Raw genomic sequence first — 21843 nt, 5'->3', positions numbered from 1 at the left:
TCAGGAGCGAATACGGATATGCGCGTTGCGATTTTTGGTACCGGCTACGTTGGACTGGTGACCGGTACCTGCCTGGCCGATGTTGGTCATCAGGTGGTCTGTGTCGATATCGACCAGGCCAAGGTGGATGGCCTCAACCAGGGCATCATCCCGATCTATGAACCCGGCCTGGAGCCGATGGTGAAGGCCAACCATGCCGCAGCGCGGCTGGCGTTCACCACGGATGCCGCGGCCGCCATCGATCATGGCCAGGTGGTGTTCATCGCCGTTGGTACGCCGCCGGACGAGGATGGCAGTGCCGATCTTCAATACGTGCTTGCCGTAGCCCGGACCATTGGTCGGCACATGAGTGTGCCGACCGTGGTGGTGAACAAGTCGACGGTGCCGGTCGGCACCGCCGACAAGGTGCGTGCCGCCATTGCCGAAGAGCTGGCCGCGCGTGGCGCGGACATCGCCTTCGACGTGGTGTCCAACCCGGAATTCCTGAAGGAAGGCGATGCGGTTGCGGACTGCATGCGCCCGGACCGCATCATCATCGGTGCGGCGAACGAAGAGTCGGTGGCGGTGATGCGTCGCCTGTACGCGCCGTTCAACCGCAACCACGACCGCGTGGTGGAAATGGACGTGCGTTCGGCCGAACTGACCAAGTACGCCGCCAATGCGATGCTGGCGACCAAGATTTCGTTCATGAATGAAATCGCCAACATCGCTGAACGCGTCGGTGCCGATGTCGAGCAGGTCCGCCAAGGCATTGGTTCGGATCCACGCATCGGCTGGCACTTCATCTATCCGGGTGCCGGTTACGGCGGCTCGTGCTTCCCCAAGGACGTGCAGGCATTGGCCCGTACCGCCCAGCAGTATGGCCTTGAGCCGAAGCTGCTCAATGCGGTTGAAGCGGTCAACGATGCGCAGAAGGGCCATCTGTTTGCCCTCATCCAGCGTCATTACGACAAGGGCGAGGACGAGGGCGTGCGTGGAAAGACCTTCGCCGTATGGGGTCTGGCCTTCAAGCCGAACACCGACGACATGCGTGAGGCCTCCAGCCGTCGACTGCTGGCGCAGCTGTGGGAAGGCGGTGCGACGGTGCGTGCCTACGATCCGGAGGCGATGCACGAGTCGCAGCGCATCTTCGGCGAACGCGATGACCTGGTGTTCTGCAACAGTGCCGATGAAGCGCTGCAGGGTGCCGACGCGCTGGTGGTGGTCACCGAGTGGAAGCAGTTCCGCAGCCCCGACTTCCAGAAGCTGCGCGAGCAGCTGAAGGATGCGGCGGTGTTCGACGGCCGCAACCTGTATGAGCCGGGCGAAGTGGAAGCCGCAGGTCTTGCGTACTACGGCATTGGCCGGGGGCGCTCGTTGCATGTCTGATCTGCCCACTGAACGCGAGCAGGCGCTGGAAGCGCGCCTGGTCGAGCTGGAAATGCGCGTGTCCTTCCAGGAACAGGCGCTGGCCGAGCTGAGCGACGCGCTGGCTGATGCCCGCATGCAGGGCATGCGCAACGCCGATGTGCTGCGCGTGCTGCTGGAAGACCTGGGCAAGGTCCGCAACGCACTGAATTCTTCCGATCCGGCGAGCGAACCGCCGCCGCCGCACTACTGATCCGAATCCTATGAGCGATACCCTCCGCGACCAGCTGATGGGCCTGGGCTTCAAGCCCGCGCCCAAGCCCGAGCGCAAGAATGATGGCCCCCGCCGTGATGGCCGCCCGCAGGGCAAGGGTGGCAACGGCAACGGCAATGGAAAGCCGCAGGGCGCAGGCAAGGGCGAGCACAAGCCCGGTGAGCGTCGTGGGCAGGGCCATGGCGCGGGCAAGCCCGGCGGGCATGCGCGCGGTGGCCAGAGCCAGCAGGGCCCGCGCAAGCCGCGCAGCACCGAAGAGATGGATCTGGCCAAGGCCTATGCCATCCGGGCGCAGCGGGAGAAGGAAGAGCGCATCGAGACCGAGCGCCTGAAGCAGGAAGAAGCACGCGTGCGCCGCGAGGCAAAGGCCAAGCTGGAAGAACTGCTGAAGGACAAGAGCCTCAACGCCGAGGCAGCGGACATCGCCCGCCACTTCCCGTATGGCGGCAAGATCAAGCGCATCTATGTGACCGCCGAACAGCTGACCGCGCTCAATGCCGGTGAGCTGGGTGTGGTCCAGCTCAATGGCCGCTACCTGCTGGTAACGGCCGACGTGCTGGCACAGTCCGAGGCGGTGTTCGCTGCCTCGGTGGCGCTGAAGGTCGATCCGAATGCGCCGGCCGAGGAAGATCCGTATGCGGATCCGCAGTACCAGGTGCCGGACGACCTGGTCTGGTAAAGGCGCAACCACCGCGGACGGCACTGCCTCCGCGGTTGGGGGGAAGGGATGACCGCTGATCCAAGCCGCGGCTACGTGCCGCACATTGACGGCCTGCGCGCGATTGCCGTGCTGGCCGTCATCGTGTTCCACCTGGACCCGGCCTGGTTGCCGGGCGGGTTCACCGGCGTAGACGTGTTCTTCGTCATTTCCGGGTTCGTGGTCAGCGCGTCGGTGCACCGGCTGCCGCCGTTGTCGCTGTGGCAGTCGATGCTGCGCTTCTATTCGCGTCGCATCCGCCGCATCGCACCTGCGCTGATCAGCTGCCTGCTGTTGACCGCCGTCGGCAGCGTGCTGTTCATTCCCGAGTCCTGGCTCAGCGAGGCCAGTGACAAGACCGGGCTGATGGCATTCTTCGGCTTCAGCAACTGGGTGCTGGCGCTGATCGGCAACGACTATTTCGCGCCCAAGGCCGAATTCAATCCCTATACCCATACCTGGTCGCTGGGCGTGGAGGAACAGTTCTACCTGCTGTTCCCGCTGCTGTTCCTGGCCTGGGCGCGCGGCGCGCGCGGGCGCTGGATCAGCCTTGGCCTGTTTGCCGTGGTCAGTGCGGCGTCGCTGCTGCATGCGGCGGTGCTGGGCCTGCGCGAGGCGCCGCCATCGTGGGCGTTCTACGCCACCACTACGCGGCTGTGGCAGCTGGGCGTTGGCGTACTGCTGTTCCAGCTGCTGCATGTTCGCCAGCCAGTGGATGCGGTGACGACGATTGCACTGAAGCGCGCTGCGCCCGTGTTCTCGCTGCTCGCGATGGTGGCGCTGGCCTTGCTGTGCTGGGCATTGTGGACCGCACGGGCCGGACGTTCGCCGTGGCCTGATGGCCTGCTGCCGACCTTTGCTGCGGCAGGCCTGCTGTGGGCGCTGCATCATCATCCCCGGTCCTGGGTGGCACGCCTGTTGGCCAGCAGGCCGATGCGCTCCATCGGCCTGCTGTCGTACTCGCTGTATCTGTGGCACTGGCCGGTATTCGTGCTGATGCGCTGGACCGTGGGCCTGCAGACACCCCTGCAGATGAGCGCTGCGATGGCGCTGGTGCTGCTGCTGTCGTGGTTGTCGTGGCGTTGGGTGGAGCAACCGTTCCGGGGCCCCTTGGCGCAGCGTCTGCGCCCGGGTCGCTGGGTGCTGGCAGGTTCGGCTGTGCTGCTGGTCGCGGCCGGCACCCAGACGCTGCTGTACCTGCAGGCACCGCGGATATCACTGAGCACGGTCAGTCGGCATCCCGGCGACTGGTATCCCAACGGCAAGAGCGTGGCAGGCGACTATCCTGACTGCAGCCTGGTGACCACCAAGCGACGCTTCGAAGGTGGCAGCATGCGGACCTATGCGCGTGGTGACTGCGATCGGCCGGCGTCTGCCGGTGCGCCGAAGCAGGTGTTCGTTGCTGGCGATTCGCATGCAATGGCCTACATCGAGCTGCTGCAGCGGCTGGCGCTTGAGAGTGGCTCGGAGGTAATTCTCTACGGTCGTGGTGGATGCCCGCAGGTGAGCCTGCAGAAGTGGCGCGGCGCGGGTGCCGGTTGCAGTGATTTCGACGCAGCGATGCTCGCCGATGTCACGCAGCGTGCGCAGCCAGGTGATGCCGTGGTGCTGGTGTCGCTGCGGATACCGCGCTTGTCCGATCAGTTCGTATTGTTCGATGCGCAGGCGCAGCTGGCGGGCGAGCTGACCCCGGAAGCCACTGCAGGACGCGAGGCCGAAGTGGCCGAGGCGATCACCCAGTGGAAACCGTTGGCCGAGCGCGGTGTGCGAATTGTGCTGGAGGCGCCCAAACCGGTGCTGCCGGCGCCGCCGTATCGCTGCTCTGACCGCTTCAATTCACGCAACGAGGTCTGCCGCAACGGCCTGGACAGCACGCGTGAGGCGATGGAAACGCTGCGTGCGCCGATGCTGGGCAGCCTGCAGCAGGTGGTCGATGGCCTGCCAGGGGGTGTGCTGTGGGATCCGATGCCGGTGCTGTGTGATGACGTGCTGTGCCCGGCGCAGCGCGATGGCCGGCCGTTGTTCTTCGATGGCGATCACCTCAGCGCGCATGGCAACCGTGTGCTGCTGCCGTCGCTGCAGCAGGTACTGCTGCAGCAGTAGGACCGCGCCGGCGTCAGGCCTTGAAGCGGCTCCGGCGTGCGCGGATCAGTGGCAGGCTCGGTGCGAAGAAGCACAGCAGTGCGCCGACCAGGGCAAACGACACCGGACGAGAAACCGTCAAAGCCCAGCGCAATGATGAAGCGAAAAGGGGACGGAGGGGATTAAGTCGTTTGTGCCCAAAACGACTTAATCCCCTCCGTCCCCATTTTGTGTCATTCGGGGTCGTAGTCGAGGTTGGAGGCCAGCCAGCGCTCGGCCTGGGCGCGGTCCACGCCCTTGCGGCGGGCGTAGTCGCTGACCTGCTCGCGGCTGAGGCGGCCGACCACGAAGTACTGGCTCTGCGGATGGCTGAAGTAGTAGCCCGAAACGGCCGCCGTAGGCAGCATCGCGAAGCTCTCGGTCAGTTCCATGCCGGCGTTGGCTTCGGCCTGCAGCAGGTCGAACAGGCGGCGCTTCTCGCTGTGCTCCGGGCAGGCGGGGTAACCCGGTGCCGGGCGGATGCCGCTGTACTGCTCGTCGATCAGTGCCTCGTTGTCCAGTGTCTCGGCATGGTCGTAGCCCCAGAAATCGATGCGCACGCGCTGGTGCAGGCGCTCGGCCAGCGCTTCGGCGAAACGGTCGGCGAGGGCCTTCAGCAGGATCGCGTTGTAGTCATCGTGGTCGGCTTCGAGGCGCGCTACGTGCGCGTCGATGCCGATGCCGGCAGTGACGGCGAAGGCGCCGATCCAATCCTGCTTGCCGCTGTCGGCCGGGGCGATGAAATCGGCCAGGCAGAAATCCGGGCGCTCGGCCGGCTTGTCCACCTGCTGGCGCAGGAAGTGCAGGGTGGTCTCGCCCTGCGGGTGCTGCACGCGCACGTCGTCGCCGATGCTGTTGGCCGGCCACAGGCCGAACACGGCCTTGGCGGTCAGCCATTTCTCATTGACGATGCGCTCAAGCATCGCGCGGGCGTCCCTGTACAGATCGCTGGCCTGGGTGCCGACGATCTCGTCGGTGAGGATGGCCGGGAACTTGCCGGCCAGCTCCCAGGCCTGGAAGAACGGCGTCCAGTCGATGTAGTCGACCAGTTCGGCCAGCGGGTAGTCGTCAAATACGTGCAGGCCGGGCTGGTTCGGTGCCGGCGGCGTGTAGGTGTCCCAGCCGCCCTGGAACTTCTGCCCACGCGCGTGTTCCAGCGAAACCAGGCGCTTGGCATCGCCACGGTTGCGATGGCGCGCGCGGATCTCGGCATAGTCGGCCTCGTTGGCGGCTACGAAGGCCTCGCGCAGGTCACGCGAGATCAGCGACTGGGCCACGCCGACCGCGCGCGAGGCGTCCTTCACCCACACCGTGGGCGCCTTGTAATGTGGGTCGATCTTCAGCGCGGTGTGCGCGCGCGAGGTGGTCGCTCCACCGATCAGCAGCGGCAGGTCGAAGCCCTGGCGCTGCATCTCCCGGGCCACGTGGCTCATCTCTTCCAGTGATGGAGTGATCAGGCCGGACAGGCCGATCAGGTCGGCGTTGTGCTCGCGCGCGGCATCGAGGATCTTCTGCGCCGGCACCATCACGCCAAGGTCGACCACCTCGAAGTTGTTGCAGGCCAGGACTACGCCGACGATGTTCTTGCCGATGTCATGCACATCACCCTTCACCGTGGCCATGATGATCTTGCCGTTGCTCTTGGCGGTGTCGCCACTGCGCGCCTTCTCGGCCTCGATGTAGGGCAGCAGGTAGGCCACGGCCTTCTTCATCACGCGCGCGGATTTCACCACCTGCGGCAGGAACATCTTGCCGGCGCCGAACAGGTCGCCGACCACGTTCATGCCATCCATCAACGGACCTTCGATCACGTCCAGCGGGCGGCTGGACGCCTGCCGGGCCAGTTCGGTGTCTTCTTCCACGAAGGCATCCAGGCCGTGCACCAGCGCGTGCGCCAGGCGCTGCGCCACCGGCTTCTCGCGCCAGGCGAGGTCTTCGGTCTTCGCCGCGCCCTTCTTGCCCTTGTAGCGCTCGGCGATTTCCAGCAGGCGCTCGGTGGCATCGCTGCGGCGGTTGAGGATCACATCCTCCACGCGCTCGCGCAGTTCCGGTTCCAGTTCGTCGTAGATCGGCATGGCGCCGGCGTTGACGATGCCCATGTCCATGCCGGCGGCAATGGCGTGGTACAGGAACACCGAGTGGATGGCCTGGCGCACCGTTTCGTTGCCGCGGAACGAGAACGAGACGTTGGAAACACCGCCGGACACATGGCAGTGCGGCAGCGTCTGCTTGATGATGCGGGTGGCTTCGATGAAGTCCACCGCATAGTTGTCGTGCTCTTCGATGCCGGTGGCGACGGCGAAGATGTTCGGGTCGAAGATGATGTCCTGCGGTGGGAAGCCGATCTCGTCGACCAGGATGCGGTAGGCGCGGGTGCAGATCTCGACCTTGCGTGCGCAGGTGTCAGCCTGGCCGCTTTCGTCGAATGCCATCACCACCGCGGCCGCGCCATAGCGCAGGACCTTGCGTGCGTGCTCGCGGAACGGCGCCTCGCCTTCCTTCAGCGAGATCGAATTGACCACGCTCTTGCCCTGCAGGCACTTCAGGCCGGCCTCGATCACGCTCCACTTGGAGGAGTCGACCATCACCGGAATACGGGCGATGTCCGGCTCGGACATGATCAGGTTGAGGTAGCGGGTCATCGCCGCTTCCGAATCGATCAGGCCCTCGTCCATGTTGACGTCGAGGATCTGCGCACCGCTGGCCACCTGCTGGCGGGCCACGTCCACCGCTTCTTCGTAGCGGCCTTCCTTGACCAGCTTGCGGAACTGCGCGCTGCCGGTGACGTTGGTGCGTTCGCCGACGTTGATGAACAGCAGGTCCGGAGTGATGACCAGAGGCTCCAGGCCGGACAGGCGGGTAGGGCGGACAGGCGTCATGGCAGGCGTCAGCTCAACAGCAATAGGGCGGGAAGTGCGGAACGGTGGCGGCGACATTCATGCGGCCTGCTCCTGGACACCGGGCAGGGCGCGCGGCGGCAGCCCGGCCACGGCCTCGGCGATTGCGCGGATGTGGTCAGGGGTGGAGCCACAGCAGCCACCGACCAGGTTCAACAGGCCATCCTCGGCGAAACCGCGCAGGGTGCTGGCCATGTCCTCGGGCGTCTCGTCGTACTCGCCGAAGGCATTGGGCAGGCCTGCGTTGGGGTGCGCGCTGACGTAGCAGTCGGCGACCTGCGAAAGGGTTTCCACGTGCGGGCGCATCGCATCGGCACCCAGTGCGCAGTTCAGGCCGATCGACAATGGGCGCGCATGCGCGAGCGACGCGTGGAAGGCCTCGGCGGTCTGCCCGGACAGCGTGCGTCCCGAGGCATCAGTGATGGTGCCGGAGATCATCACGGGCAACCTTGCGCCGCGTGCATCGAAGGCCTCCTCCAGTGCATACAGCGCGGCCTTGGCATTGAGCGTGTCGAAGATGGTCTCGACCATGATGGTGTCGGCGCCGCCGTCGATCAGGCCGTCAATGGCTTCGCGGTACGTGTCGCGAAGCTCGTCGAAGCTGGTGTTGCGAAAGCCCGGATCGTTGACATCGGGACTGATCGAGGCGGTGCGGCTGGTCGGGCCGATCACCCCGATCACGAAGCGTGGCTTGCCTGGTGTGGTTGCAGCTACCGTATCGCAGCAGGCGCGTGCCACCGCTGCGCCAGCCTTGTTCAACTCGTACACCAGGTGTTCGAGGTGGTAGTCGGCCTGGCTGACCGACGTGGCGTTGAACGTGTTGGTCTCGACCAGATCCGCGCCCGCTTCCAGGTAGGCGGTATGGATGTCGGCGACGATCTGCGGCCGGGTCAGCAGCAGCAGATCGTTGTTGCCCTTCAGGTCATGCCCTTCCTGCACGGCGTGGTCGCAAGCGGGGCCATGCACATGATCGTAGCCACCGGCGAAGCGCTCGCCGCGGTAGTCATCTTCCTGCAGGCCATGGTGCTGGATCATCGTACCCATCGCGCCGTCGATGATCAGGATCCGCTCGCGCAGGGCGTCGAGCAGGGCGTTGGCACGATCAGGATGCAACCAGGGCAGGGCAGGCATGGCGATCTCGGGCTCAGGGCTTGTTGGCGATCAGTGAAATCACTTCGAAGTGCGGCGGACGCTTTTCGCGGGTGACCGTCTCCAGGCTGGATACCTGCAGGCCGGCCTTGTCGACGAACCTGCGCAGCTCCTTGTCGCTGAAGCCGAGGTTGACGTGGCCGTAGGCCTCCACCGCCGCCTTGTGCTCGTGGCGGGCCAGGCTGCACAGCAGCAGGCGGCCGCCGGAGCGCAGCACGCGCGCGGCTTCGGTCACCGCCTGCGCCGGTTTGCTGGCGTAGGTCAGCGCATGCATCAGCACCACCAGGTCGAAGCTGCCGTCCTTGAACGGCAGCGCATGCATGTCGCCCTCGCGCACTTCCACATTGGGCAGGCGGCGCAGGCGCTCGCTGGCGGCGGCAACCACGCGCGCGCTGGTATCGATGCAGATGTAGCGCTTGGCATGCGGGGCGACGAGTTCGGCCAGCACGCCGTCACCGGAGGCGATGTCCAGCACGTCGCCGGTCTCCAGCAGCGGCAACGCGGTACGCGCGAGGGCTTCCCAGGTGCGGCCGGGAGAATAGTGGCGCTCCATGTCGCCGGCCACGCTGTCGGCCCAGTTCTGGTCGGAGGCACGGTGGGCCAGCACGGCGGCGACACGTTCAGCGTCCTGCCGCAGCAAGGGGTCGTCGCTTCCATTGCTCAAGGCATGCCACAATGCACGCTGCGCCGGGTCCAGCTGGGCCTCGTCGAAGCGGTAATAGGCCGACACGCCCGCACGGCGGTCGCGGACCAGGCCGGCTTCCTTCAGGCGCGCCAGGTGGGTGGATACCCGTGGCTGTGCCAGCCGGGTGATCGCCGACAGTTCGGCCACGGTCAGTTCCTCCTGCTCCAGCAGCGCCAGCAGGCGCACGCGGGTGGCATCGGCGAACACCTTGAGGCGGGTCGACCAGTCTTCCAGATCCATAAATATCTACCTATCGCGATATAGAGATATATTCGCTGAGAAGGCCTGCCGCGGTCAAGTCGCTGGCGTACGGAAACTGGCGGGCCCCGGTACAATCGAGGCACCTGGGCGCGCGGTGCGCGGCCCATAACTTCATGTACCCGGGAGGGTGTTGTGGATTTCAGCTTTACTGAAGAGCAGTTGATGCTGCAGGACGTGGCGCGGCGCATCGCGCAGGAAAAGATCGCCCCCAGCGCGGAGCACCATGACCGCACCGGCGAGTTCCCGCTGGACAACATCCGCCTGCTGGGCGAAAACGGCCTGATGGGCATCGAAGTGCCGACCGAATACGGTGGCGCGGGCATGGACCCGGTGGCGTACGTGTTGGCGATGGTGGAGGTCGCCGCCGCCGACGCAGCCCATTCGACCATCATGTCGGTCAACAACTCGCTGTTCTGCAACGGCATCCTCACCCACGGTACCGAGGAACAGAAGCAGACCTACGTGCGTGCCATCGCCGAAGGCGAGGCCATCGGCGCGTTCGCGCTGACCGAGCCGCAGTCCGGTTCGGACGCCACCGCCATGCGCTGCCGTGCAGTGAAGCAGGCCGATGGCACCTTCGTCATCAACGGCAAGAAGAGCTGGATCACCTCCGGCCCGGTGGCCAAGTACATCGTGCTGTTCGCAATGAGCGAGCCGGAGAAGGGCGCGCGCGGCATCACCGCCTTCATCATCGATACCGACAAGGCGGGCTTCGGTCGCGGCAAGACGGAGCCGAAGCTCGGCATCCGCGCTTCGGCCACCTGCGAGATCGAGTTCAACGACTACGTGGCGCAGGCTGAAGACGTGCTGGGCCAGGAAGGCGAGGGCTTCAAGATCGCCATGAGCGTGCTCGATGCTGGCCGCATCGGTATCGCCTCGCAGGCCATCGGCATCGCCCGTGCCGCCTATGAAGCGACCCTGGCGTACGTGAAGGAGCGCAAGGCGTTCGGCGCGGCCATTGGTACCTTCCAGATGACCCAGGCCAAGATCGCCGACATGAAGTGCAAGCTGGACGCGGCGCTGCTGCTGACCCTGCGCGCGGCGTGGGTGAAGGGCCAGGGCAAGCGCTTCAGCACCGAAGCGGCGGTGGCCAAGCTGACCGCCTCGGAAGCGGCGATGTGGATCACCCACCAGGCCGTGCAGATTCATGGCGGCATGGGGTATTCGAAGGAAATGCCGCTGGAGCGCTACTTCCGTGATGCCAAGATCACCGAGATCTACGAGGGCACCTCGGAAATCCAGCGCCTGGTGATCGCCCGCAACGAGACCGGGCTGCGCTGAGTTCGACCGGCCGCGCCGCTGCAACGGCGGCGCGGCCAGTAGATCCACGCCATGCGTGGATACACGGTCTTCTTGGCCGAGCGATACCCGATCTGGTCCAATGCAAGCCGGTTTTTACGCGGTCTGCAAAGATGATCTATCGAGGTTGGGGATTCATGACGCTGGTGACGCCGATTGCAGCCATCCTGCTGCTGGCGTACTTCTTTCCGCATGAAGGCTCCAGGGGCAACACGCCGCTGCCCCAGGTTCTGTTGGGTGCAGGCATCGGCGCAGCGGTGAACGTATTGCTGGGTTTGTGGCTCAACCGTGCGCCCCGGCAGAAGGGTATGGCTGCACCCCATCATTTCTTCTTTGTGCCGATGCAATGGGCTGCATTGGCTCTCGTGGTGGTGTGCGTGGTGGTTGCACTGCTGCGCTGAGACGCCGGCTTGGCATGCGCCAACCTTGGTTGGCATGGATCCAGCGGCGCCAACCAAGGTTGGCGACTACCGGCTTCATGGCACGAATGAAAAGGCCCCGGATCGCTCCGGGGCCTTTTCGTTTCAACTCACCACCGGATCAACGATCCGGACGATGCGCGGCTTCCGCGTCACGCTGGCGCTCCATGAATTCCTTGGAGGACTCATCCAGCTTGTCACCCAGCATGCGGCGCACGACCACGAAGAACACCGGGATCATCAGCAGGCCGAGCAGGGTGGCGAACAGCATGCCGCCGATCACGCCGGTACCGATGGCGTGGCGGGAGTTGGCGCCGGCGCCGGTGGAGATCGCCATCGGAATCACGCCCATGATGAACGCGAACGAGGTCATCAGGATCGGGCGGAAGCGCAGGCGGGCCGCTTCGATGGTGGCATCGCGCAGGGTCTTGCCTGCTGCGCGCTGTTCCACCGCGAACTCGACGATCAGGATCGCGTTCTTCGCGGCCAGGCCGATCACGGTGATCAGGCCGATCTTGAAGAACAGATCGTTCGGCAGGCCACGCAGCATCGACAGGCCGAGGGCGCCAAGCACGCCCAGCGGCACCACCAACAGCACTGCCACCGGGATCGACCAGCTTTCATACAACGCGGCCAGGCACAGGAACACCACCACGATCGACAGCACCAGCAGCAGCGTCGCCGCGTTGCCGGCCAGGATTTCCTGGTAGGACATGCCCGACCAGTCGTAGCCGAAGCCGGCCGGCAGATCGTCGTTGACGATGCCTTCCATGGTCTGCATCGCTTCACCCGAGCTGGTGCCCGGGGCCTGCGAGCCGACGATGTTGATCGCCGAGTAGCCGTTGTAGCGGCTCAGCGACGGCGGTGCCGACACCCATTCGGACTTGACCACCGTATTGAGCGGGATCATCGAACTGGTGCCATCGGCGTTCTTGGTCAGGCTGGAGGGGCTGTAGAAGCTCTTCAGCGATTCCTGGCCGGTGCGGTACGGACCATCGGCCTGCATGGTCACGCGCTTGATGCGGCCTTCGTAGAAGAAGTCGTTCACGTACACCGGGGCCAGCATCAGCTGGATGGTGCTGTACACGTCCGACACCGACATGCCCATCGACTGCGCCTGCACGCGGTCGACATGCAGCTGCAGCTGCGGGGCGTTTTCCAGGCCGTTCGGGCGTACGCCCACCAGATGATCGGGCTTCTGAGCAGCCTGGCCAAGCAGGATGTTGCGCGCCTGGGTCAGCTGCTCGTAGCCGGCACCGCTGCGGTCCTGCAGCCACATGTCGAAGCCGCCGAACTGGCCGAGGCCCTGCACGGTGGGCAGGTTGACCACGAAGATCTGCGCTTCCTTGATGCCGTAGAACGCGCCGTTCATGTTCTGGATGAACTCGGGCGCGGTGAACTTGCGTTCCTCCCATGGCTTCAGGCGGATGAAGCCCATGCCCACGTTCTCGCCGGAACCGACGAAGCTGAAACCGGCCACCTGCAGCATGCCTTCATAGCCATCCTGCTTTTCCAGGATGCCACGCATCTGCGCGAACACTTCGTTGGTCTGGCCCTTGGTCGAGCCCGGCGGCAACTGCACGATCGCCAGCGCATAGCCCTGGTCTTCTTCCGGCAGGAAGCTGCCCGGCATGCGGGTGAACAGGAAGCCGCACAGTGCGGTCAGCACCACGAACAGGATCATCCAGCGCGGTGCATGGCGCACCGCCGAAGTGATGTGCCCCACATAGGTATGGCTGATCTTGTCGTAGTACTTGTTGAAGGTGCGGTAGATGATGTTCGGGTTGTCGTTGTGCGTCGGCTTGAGGAAGGTCGCGCACAGCGCCGGGGTGAAGCCCAGAGCCAGGAACGCCGAGAACGCCATCGAGATGGCGATGGTCAGCGCGAACTGCTTGTAGATCTCACCGGCGGCACCGCCCTGCAGGGCGGACGGGATGAACACCGCGGCCAGTACGACGGTGATCGCCACCACCGCGCCGGTGATCTGGGTCATCGCCTTCTGCGTGGCCGGCTTCGGCGCCAGGCCTTCCTCGGTCATGATGCGTTCGACGTTCTCGATCACCACGATCGCGTCATCGACCACGATGCCGATCGCCAGCACCATCGCGAACAGGGTCAGCTGGTTGATCGTGAAGCCGATCATCCACATGCCCAGGAAGGTGCCGAGCAGGGCCACCGGGATGACCAGGGTCGGGATCAGCGTGGCGCGGAAGTTCTGCAGGAAGATCAGCATCACCAGGAACACCAGGAACACTGCTTCAAACAGTGTCTTGACCACTTCCTGGATGGAGATCTTGACGAAGGTGGTGCTGTCGTACGGCGAGAACCAGGTCACCCCGGACGGGAAGCTGGGCTGCAGCTCGTCCATCTTGGCGCGCACCGCATCGGCCACGTTCAGGGCGTTGGCGCCCGGCAGCAGCTGGATGGCGAAGGCACCGGTCGGCTTGCCGTTGTACTGGGTGTCGAAACCGTAGTTGTTGGCACCGAAGGCAACGCGGGCGATGTCCTTCATCAGCACCCGCGAACCGTCCGGATTTGCCCGCAGGATGATGTTCTCGAACTCCTGCGGCGAGCTGAAGCGGCCCTCGGCCGAGACCGTGGCGGTGAAGTGCTGGCCTTCCGGAGACGGGTCCGAACCCAGCGCACCGGCAGCGAACTGCACGTTCTGCGCACGCACCGCGGCGAGCACCTGGCTGGCTGACAGGCCATAACCCTGCATCTTCTCCGGGTTGAGCCAGATGTTCATGGCGTACTCGGAACCGAACTGCTGGGTGCTGCCGACGCCGGGAATACGCGAGACCTGGTCGAGCACGCGCGAGCCGACGATGTCGTTCAGGGCGTCACGGTTGATGGCCGGCGTATCGGACTGCAGCGCGATCACCATCAGGAAGCCGGCGTTGGCCTTGGCCACCACCACGCCCTGCTGGGTCACTTCCGAAGGCAGGCGTGGCGTGGCCAGCGAGACCTTGTTCTGCACCTGCACCTGGGCGATGTCCGGATCGGTACCGGTCTCGAAGGTCAGGGTGATCTGCGCGCGGCCGTTGGAAGCGGACGATGAGCTGAAGTACAGCAGGTGATCGATACCGGTCAGCTGCTGCTCGATCACCTGGGTGACCGACTTCTCCGTGGTGTCCGCACTGGCACCCGGGTAGGTCGCCGAGACGGTGACCTGCGGCGGGGCGATGTTGGGATAGGACTCCACACCCAGGTTGAGGATCGCGATCACGCCGCTGAGCGAGATCAGGATCGCAACCACCCAGGCGAAGACTGGATGTTCGATGAAAAATTTAGGCATGACGGAAGGTTCCCGTTACTGCTTGTTCGAATCGGTGGCGGCCGGCTTGGCCGCATCGGCCTGCTCGGGCTTGGCCGCGTCGGCCGGTGCCTTGCCTGCGGCCGGTGCTGCGCCCGCCGGAGCGGCGCCGCCTGCGGCAGGCTTGCCGTTGGCGTCCTGCCCCGGGGGCCACGGCTTGGCCACCGCCGGCGCACCTTCCTTGACCTTCTGCACGCCGGCCACGATCACCTTGTCACCGGCGGCCAGGCCGTCGCTGACCAGCCAGTTGCCGTTCTGCGCGCCATCGGTCTTCACGTTCTTGCGCACCACCTTGCCGTCGGCACCGACCACCATCACGTAGCCGCCGGTGGTGTCGCGCAGCAGCGCCTGCTGCGGCACCAGGTAGGCGTTGTTGCGCTCGCCGAGGTTGGCCTGGAAGCTGACGAAGGCGCCGGGCAGCAGGATCTGCTGCGGGTTCGGCAGCAGCGCGCGCAGCGACACCGCGCCGGTGGCCGGGTCGACCGTGGTCGAGGAGAAGTCCAGCGTGCCCGGCTCGCTGTAGGTGCTGCCGTCGGCCAGCTTGACGTTGACCGTGGCCTTGCCGTCGCCGGACAGCGCCAGCGCGCCCTTGGCCTGCTGCGCGCGCAGCTGGGTCAGCTCGTCCACGCTCAGCGAGAAGTTGACGTACAGCGGGTCGAGCTGGTCAACGGTGGTCAGCAGGGTCACATCGCCCTGGCCGACCAGCGCACCTTCGGTGACCTGCTGCTTGTTGGCCACGCCGCTGATCGGTGCGGTCACTTCGGTGTAGCCCAGGTTGATGCGCGAGGAGGTCACCGATGCTTCGGCCTGCTTGACCGCGGCCAGCGCGGTGCGCTCGGCCGATTCGGCATTGTCCAGGTCGGCCTTGGAGACGAACTGCTGCGGGGCCAGCGAACGTGCGCGGTCGGCGGCGACCTTGGCATTGGCGTAGGTCGCGCGGGCCGAGGCCAGCTGTGCCTCGGAGGCGTTGAGCGAAGCACGCAGCGGCGCCGGGTCGATCAGGAACAGGGGCTGGCCCTGCTTGACCTGCGAGCCTTCCTGGTAGACGCGCTTGAGCAGTACGCCCGGCACGCGCGCGCGGACGTCGGCGCTGCGGAACGGCGACAGGCGGCCGACCAGCTCACGCTGCAGCGGCAGGGTCTGCGGCTTGGCGTCGATCACGCCCACCTCCGGCGGCGGGGGCGTCTGCTGTTCCGGCTTCTTGCAGGCAGCCAGCGCGACAGCAACGGCGCACGTCAAGGCAAGGGTGCGGAGTGGGGCGGTCATCAGGAGGAACTCCGGGGTTGGTTTGAAGACGGGGCCGCCGACGGCTGAGGCGCGAAGGCGCGCAGGAAGCTGTCGACGGAGAACTCTGCCCAGCGCCGACGCAGCTGCGCGTCATCACGATGGGGGGTATGGAAACGCTGTTTGTCGAAATCCTGACCGGCGATCATGCTCAGCAGCAGTTCGGCCATGAAGTGCGGGTCGTCATGCCGGAGCTGGCCACGCATGCAAACGGTTTCAATCCATTCAGCAAGATGAAGCGTCAGCGCGCCGGCGCCATGCCGGTACAGCGTACGCGCCTCTTCGGGAAACTGGGCCGCGTCGGCGGCGATCAGCCGACAGGCCTGCCCTACGTGCGGTTGGTTGAAATGCTCCAGGAAGTCGGTGGCGAACTGGAGCAGGCTGGCACGCAGGTCGTCAGTGCGGAGTGCACGAACCATGGCTCCGGTAGCGTGGCCGACATGGCGCTGCATCACCCGGCGCAGCAGTTCCTGCTTGTTGCCGTAGCGCGAGTACAGGGTCTGCTTGGAGCAGCCGGCATGCTGGGCCACCGCGTCCATGCTCATCTGCATGCCCTGCTGGGCCAACAGCTCGCGCACGGCATCGAACACGCGCTCATCGCGTGCGTCGAGGGCAACGGGGAGGTAGGCCGGGTTCACGCGGTGGACTATACCGTCCAGTTCAGGATTGTGGAATCGAATCGGCGTCGCCGCGTGTGTCTTCCGGTAACACGCTTTGCCGATCCTGTCGGCAGTGCTGAAGCGCGCGCCAGCACCATACCGGTGCGAACTGAATAGGCGTCTAAACCGCAGCAAACCCGAATCTGGTTATTCCGTCCTGCAGCAAGGCCTTTTCGTGCGGTAGGGCTACAATTTCATTTTCCCAACTGAGCAAGCGCATCGCTCTGCCATGAAACCGCAAAAAACCGCAGCCAAGACCGTGAAAAACAAGACCAAACCAGCAGAGTCGGAGGTCGCAGTGACCGCTGGTTTCTCCCTGGAGCCGGTGTACACGGCATTGCGCAAGCGTTACCCCGCGGCCGCACAGGCCGAAGCGGTGGCCTTCGCCACTGACTTCTACAAGCGCATGGAGTCGGACGAGTTCCCGCACCACAGCGCTGAAGAGTGGGCCGCGCTCGCGGCTGAGACGCTGGAATTCGCCCGTGCCCGCAAGGCCGGCAAGGCCAACGTCCGCGTGTTCAATCCGACCGCGAAGGCCAACGGTTGGGAATCGCCGCACACCGTGCTGCAGATCGTCAACGACGACATGCCGTTCCTGGTCGATACCGTCACCATGTCGCTGGCCGAACAGGGCGTGGGCGTCCACGTGCTGGGCCACCCGGTGCTGCGCTTCACCCGCGACAAGGCCGGCAAGCTGGTCAAGGTCGGCGAGGGTGATGCCGAGTCGGTGATGCTGCTGGAGATCGACCGCCAGCCGGCCGAAGCCATGGCGGCCATCGAGCAGGCCATCAGCAAGGCGCTGGACGAAGTGCGTGCGATCGTGCGCGACTGGCAGCCGATGAAGGACAAGGCACTGGCGCTGGCCGACGACCTGGGCAGCCGCCAGCTGCCGGTCGACGACGCGTCGCGCAAGGAAGCACAGGAATTCCTGCGCTGGGCCGCCGACAACCACTTCACCTTCTTCGGCTACCGCGAGTACCGCGTCGAGAAGCAGGGCAAGGAAGAGGTGCTGGCGCCGCTGAACGACACCGGCCTGGGCCTGATGCGCGGCAAGGACAAGTCCGCCGCCCGTCCGGTCAAGACCCTGGCCGCGCAGGGCCTGAACACCACGTCCGGGCTGAAGGACGCGCTGATCCTGACCAAGACCAATGCCCGTTCGCGCGTGCACCGCGCCGGCTACATGGACTACATCGGCGTGCTGGAATTCGACGCCAAGGGCAAGATCATCGGCGAGCAGCGCTTCCTCGGCCTGTTCACCTCCAGCGCCTACAACCGTCGCCCGTGGGAAATCCCGCTGGTGCGCCAGCGCCACGAGCACGTGATGAAGCAGTCGGGCCTGGCCTCGGCCAGCCACAGCGGCAAGGCCCTGCGCCACATCCTGGAAACCCTGCCGCGCGAAGAACTGTTCCAGTCCAGCGAGGACGAACTGTTCCGCACTGCCATGGGCGTGCTGGGCCTGCAGGAGCGCGTGCGCAGCCGCCTGTTCCTGCGCCGCGACAAGTACAGCCGTTTCATCTCCGCGCTGGTCTACCTGCCGCGTGAGCGCTTCAACACCGACGTGCGCCTGCGCATCGAAGCGATGCTGAAGGACGCGCTGCACGGCGAGTACGTGGACAGCTCGGTGGTGCTGGGCGAATCGCCGCTGGCCCAGGTGCACCTGATCGTGCGCCCGAAGCCGGGCGAAATGCTGGACGTCGATACCGCCGAACTGGAGCAGAAGCTGGCCCAGGTGCTGCGCAACTGGCAGGACGACCTGCGCGAAGCGCTGGTGACCCGCCACGGCGAAACCGAAGGCCTGCGCATTGCTGCCCGTATCGGCAAGGCACTGCCGGCCGGCTACATCGAAGACAACAGCACCGCCGTTGCCGCCAACGATGTCAGCCAGCTCGATGCCCTGACCGGCCCGGACGACCTGCGCCTGAGCCTGCAGGCCGTGCCGCGCGAAAGCGGCGATGGCCTGCGCCTGAAGCTGTATCGCCAGCTGGACGACATTCCGCTGTCGGACGCGCTGCCGATGATGGAAAACATGGGCCTGCGCGTGATCGCCGAGCGTCCGTACCGCCTGTCGGTCGACAACGCGCCGGTGTACGTGCAGGACTTCGAGGTCGAGTCGACCGCCGGCGCGATCGATGCCGCCAGCGTCGATGAAGCCTTCGGCGAGACCTTCGCCCGCGTCTGGCACGGCGATGCCGAGAACGACGGCTTCAACCGTCTGGTGCTGGCCGCTGGCCTGCACTGGCGCCAGGTCGCCATGCTGCGTGGCTACTGCAAGTACCTGCTGCAGACTGGCGTGCCGTTCTCGCAGGCCTACGTGGAAGGCACCTTCGCGCGCTACCCGCTGCTGGCCCGCCTGCTGGTCGAGCTGTTCGAAGCCCGCTTCGATCCGGCTACCGGCCAGGAAAGCAAGGACGATATCGCCGCCGGCCAGGCCCAGCTGAAGGCCCACTTCGATGTGCTGGCCGCTGGCGACGACGCCACCCTGAAGGTGCTCAAGACCGTGGTCGACGCCCGCAAGGGTGACCGCGACGCGCAGATGCAGGCCGCGCGCGATGCGCTGCTGAAGCTGATGGACCGCGTGTCCAGCCTGGACGAGGACCGCATCCTGCGCTCGTTCATGGGCGTGATCGACGCGACCCTGCGTACCAGCTACTACCAGACCGATGCCAACGGCCAGCACGGCCATGTCATCAGCTTCAAGTTCGATTCGGCGCTGGTGCCGGACCTGCCGAAGCCGCGCCCGTACCGCGAAATCTTCGTCTACGGCCCGCGCGTGGAAGGTACCCACCTGCGCTTCGGCGCGGTCGCCCGTGGTGGCCTGCGCTGGTCGGACCGTCGCGAAGACTTCCGTACCGAAGTACTGGGCCTGGTCAAGGCGCAGATGGTCAAGAACACCGTCATCGTGCCGGTCGGCGCGAAGGGCGGCTTCTTCGCCAAGACCCCGCCGGTGAACGGCGACCGCGACGCGATCTTCGCCAACGGCGTGGCCTGCTACAAGCTGTTCATCCAGGGCCTGCTGGACATCACCGACAACATCGTCAACAACAAGATCGTGCCGCCGGTGGATGTCGTGCGACACGACATGGACGATCCGTACCTGGTGGTGGCTGCCGACAAGGGCACCGCGACCTTCTCCGACATTGCCAACGGCCTGGCCATCGCGCACGGCTTCTGGATGGGCGATGCCTTCGCCTCCGGTGGTTCGGTCGGTTACGACCACAAGGGCATGGGCATCACCGCACGCGGTGCGTGGGAGTCGGTCAAGCGCCACTTCCGTGCGCTGGGCCGTGACAGCCAGAGCCAGGACTTCACCGCAGTCGGCGTCGGCGACATGTCCGGCGACGTGTTCGGCAACGGCATGCTGTTGTCGCGCCACATCCGCCTGGTCGCCGCGTTCGATCACCGCCACATCTTCCTGGACCCGAACCCGGATGCAGCCACCACGTTCGTCGAACGTGAGCGCCTGTTCACCGTGCCGCGTTCGAGCTGGGCGGACTACGATGCCAAGCTGATCAGCAAGGGCGGCGGCGTGTACCCGCGTACCCTGAAGTCGATCGAGATCACCCCGCAGGTGCGTGAAGTGCTGGGCCTGGACGAGAACGTCAAGGCGCTGTCGCCGAACGACCTGATGAGCGCGATCCTGAAGGCACCGGTCGACCTGCTGTGGAACGGCGGCATCGGTACCTACGTCAAGGCCGCCAGCGAGCAGCACAGCGATGTCGGCGACCGCGCCAACAACGCGCTGCGCGTGAACGGTGGCGAGCTGCGCTGCAAGGTGGTGGGCGAGGGCGGCAACCTGGGCATGACCCAGCTGGGCCGCATCGAAGCCGCCCAGGCCGGCGTGCTGCTCAACACCGACTTCATCGACAACTCGGCCGGTGTCGACACCTCCGACCACGAAGTCAACATCAAGATCCTGCTCAACGATGTGGTGCGGGCCAAGAAGCTGACCGTCGAGCAGCGCAACAAGCTGCTGGCTTCGATGACCGATGAAGTCGCCGAGCTGGTGCTCAACGACAACTACCGCCAGAACCAGGCGCTGAGCCTGATGGAGCGGATGGCGGTCAAGCGCCTGGGTTCCAAGCAGCACTTCATCCGTACCCTGGAGCAGCAGGGCCTGCTTGATCGCCAGATCGAGTTCCTGCCGTCCGATGCCGAGCTGTCGCAGCGCAAGGCACGCGGCCAGGGCCTGACCCGTCCGGAGCTGTCGGTGCTGCTGTCCTACTCCAAGCTGGTGGCGTTCGCCCAGCTGCTGGATTCGGACATTCCGGAAGATCCGTACCTGTCCAAGGAGCTGCAGCGCTACTTCCCGACCCCGCTGCAGAAGAAGTACGCCGACGCAATGGAGCGTCACCGCCTGAAGCGCGAAATCATCGCCACGGCCGTGACCAACCAGACCATCAACCGCATGGGCGCCACCTTCCTGATGCGCATGCAGGAAGACACCGGTCGTTCCATCGCCGAGGTCGCCAAGGCCTACACCATCAGCCGTGAAACGCTGGATGCACGCGCGCTGTGGGCGCAGATCGATGCCCTCGACGGCAAGGTGCCGGAGTCGGTGCAGATCGATGCACTGGAAGTGATCTGGAAGCTGCAGCGCTCGTTCGTGCGCTGGCTGCTGTCGCGCCCGGGCGCGATGCCGGGCATCACCGAAGCGGTCAACCGCTACCAGGGTCCGTTCAACGACATCCGCGTTGCTTCGGGTGTGCTGCCGGATTCGCAGCGTCCGACCTACGAAGCCCTGGTGGCCGAGTGGAAGGAAAAGGGCCTGCCGTCCGCGCTGGCGCAGCAGCTGGCCGAACTGCACTTCCTGGAGCCGGCGTTCGACATCATCGAACTGGCCCGCACCCGCAAGCTGAAGCCGGTGGACGTGTCCAAGGTTCACTTCCGCCTGGGCGACGCCCTGCAGCTGCCGTGGCTGTTCGAGCAGGTCGACGCGCTGGAGGTCAATGGCCGTTGGCACGCCGTGGCACGTGGCGTGCTGCGTGACGAGCTGGCCGCCAACCACCGCAACCTGGCGGGCCAGGTGCTGGGCACCAAGGGCAGCAGTGCTGAAGCGAAGGTGGCGGCCTGGATGGGGCGCGACGACAACAGCCTGCGCTTCACCCTGGCGATGCTGGCCGAACTGGCCGAGCAGAAGACCCTGGACTACCCGACCGTCTCGGTCGCGGTGCAGCGCCTGGGCCAGCTGGCCGCGCATGGTGCGTAAGCGCATTCGCGCTGACGCCCCACGGTTTGCTCTGCAAACCGTGGGCCCCATGCCAACCATGCTCCCAGACCCCCGCGCCGTTGGCGCGCCCCCCTGACTCAGGGGGGCTCCTGATCTGCAGCAGTTGGAGGAACGGCCCCGCGAAAGCGGGGCCGTTCTGTTTCTGCCTGTTTTTCTGCGATCACTGACCCGACGCCGGTCATCCGCCCCGCGCGGTCCACCCCCCGGCGCT

General features: G+C 65.6%; 13 protein-coding genes. 7 read left to right on the top strand and 6 right to left on the bottom strand.

Going from position 1 to position 21843, the window contains the following annotated elements; all coding sequences use genetic code 11:
• The first annotated feature begins 18 nt into the window (after positions 1-18).
• The 4 genes from ACZK3W_RS14575 to ACZK3W_RS14560 are packed head-to-tail and all read left to right on the top strand — an operon-like array spanning position 19 to position 4421.
• Complete coding sequence (locus ACZK3W_RS14575; protein ID WP_032127659.1) at positions 19-1368, top strand: UDP-glucose dehydrogenase family protein; 1350 nt, start codon at positions 19-21, stop codon at positions 1366-1368.
• Positions 1361-1600, top strand: a complete 240-nt coding sequence (locus ACZK3W_RS14570) for a SlyX family protein (protein ID WP_019660397.1) — start codon at positions 1361-1363, stop codon at positions 1598-1600. Before ACZK3W_RS14575 ends, ACZK3W_RS14570 begins: the two co-directional genes overlap by 8 nt.
• A 10-nt stretch (positions 1601-1610) precedes the next feature.
• Positions 1611-2300, top strand: coding sequence for a DUF2058 domain-containing protein (locus tag ACZK3W_RS14565; RefSeq protein ID WP_180845361.1), 690 nt, complete (start codon positions 1611-1613; stop codon positions 2298-2300).
• A 48-nt stretch (positions 2301-2348) separates the two neighbouring features.
• The gene (locus tag ACZK3W_RS14560; RefSeq protein ID WP_197615066.1) at positions 2349-4421 is read left to right on the top strand and encodes an acyltransferase family protein; all 2073 of its coding nucleotides are present in this window, start codon (positions 2349-2351) and stop codon (positions 4419-4421) included.
• A gap of 212 nt (positions 4422-4633) precedes the next feature.
• Here the strand turns inward: ACZK3W_RS14560 and metH are convergent, their stop codons facing one another.
• Genes metH through ACZK3W_RS14545 form a run of 3 tightly spaced genes read right to left on the bottom strand, consistent with a single transcriptional unit; the run spans position 4634 to position 9410 of the window.
• The gene (gene metH, locus ACZK3W_RS14555; protein ID WP_197615067.1) at positions 4634-7318 is read right to left on the bottom strand and encodes a methionine synthase; all 2685 of its coding nucleotides are present in this window, start codon (positions 7316-7318) and stop codon (positions 4634-4636) included.
• Positions 7319-7375: 57 nt separating this feature from the next.
• Positions 7376-8467 carry a homocysteine S-methyltransferase family protein gene (locus ACZK3W_RS14550; RefSeq protein WP_197615068.1) on the bottom strand — a complete coding sequence of 364 codons (1092 nt, stop codon included), beginning with the start codon at positions 8465-8467 and terminating at the stop codon, positions 7376-7378.
• Positions 8468-8480: 13 nt separating this feature from the next.
• Positions 8481-9410, bottom strand: coding sequence for an ArsR/SmtB family transcription factor (locus ACZK3W_RS14545; RefSeq protein ID WP_032127664.1), 930 nt, complete (start codon positions 9408-9410; stop codon positions 8481-8483).
• Between the two features lie 153 nt (positions 9411-9563).
• Here ACZK3W_RS14545 and ACZK3W_RS14540 point away from each other — a divergent pair, with 153 nt between their 5' ends.
• Both ACZK3W_RS14540 and ACZK3W_RS14535 read left to right on the top strand, forming a co-directional pair.
• Positions 9564-10712, top strand: a complete 1149-nt coding sequence (locus ACZK3W_RS14540; protein WP_197615069.1) for an acyl-CoA dehydrogenase family protein — start codon at positions 9564-9566, stop codon at positions 10710-10712.
• A 155-nt stretch (positions 10713-10867) separates the two neighbouring features.
• Positions 10868-11131: a hypothetical protein gene (locus tag ACZK3W_RS14535; protein WP_080355173.1), complete on the top strand. Its 264-nt coding sequence runs from the start codon at positions 10868-10870 to the stop codon at positions 11129-11131.
• Positions 11132-11270: 139 nt separating this feature from the next.
• On the opposite strand, the gene ACZK3W_RS14530 is transcribed toward ACZK3W_RS14535, so the two are convergent.
• The 3 genes from ACZK3W_RS14530 to ACZK3W_RS14520 are packed head-to-tail and all read right to left on the bottom strand — an operon-like array spanning position 11271 to position 16384.
• Positions 11271-14444: a multidrug efflux RND transporter permease subunit gene (locus ACZK3W_RS14530; RefSeq protein WP_107433071.1), complete on the bottom strand. Its 3174-nt coding sequence runs from the start codon at positions 14442-14444 to the stop codon at positions 11271-11273.
• 15 nt (positions 14445-14459) lie between these two features.
• The gene (locus ACZK3W_RS14525) at positions 14460-15728 is read right to left on the bottom strand and encodes an efflux RND transporter periplasmic adaptor subunit (protein ID WP_197615070.1); all 1269 of its coding nucleotides are present in this window, start codon (positions 15726-15728) and stop codon (positions 14460-14462) included.
• Positions 15728-16384: a TetR/AcrR family transcriptional regulator gene (locus tag ACZK3W_RS14520; protein ID WP_032127669.1), complete on the bottom strand. Its 657-nt coding sequence runs from the start codon at positions 16382-16384 to the stop codon at positions 15728-15730. The genes ACZK3W_RS14525 and ACZK3W_RS14520 overlap by 1 nt, the downstream gene beginning before the upstream one ends.
• Before the next feature lie 250 nt (positions 16385-16634).
• Here ACZK3W_RS14520 and ACZK3W_RS14515 point away from each other — a divergent pair, with 250 nt between their 5' ends.
• Positions 16635-21611, top strand: coding sequence for an NAD-glutamate dehydrogenase domain-containing protein (locus tag ACZK3W_RS14515; protein WP_197615071.1), 4977 nt, complete (start codon positions 16635-16637; stop codon positions 21609-21611).
• The last annotated feature ends 232 nt before the right edge of the window (positions 21612-21843 follow it).

The organism is Stenotrophomonas sp. 80084_Sma, assembly GCF_056481995.1.
This window is presented reverse-complemented; position numbering and strand designations above follow the sequence as displayed.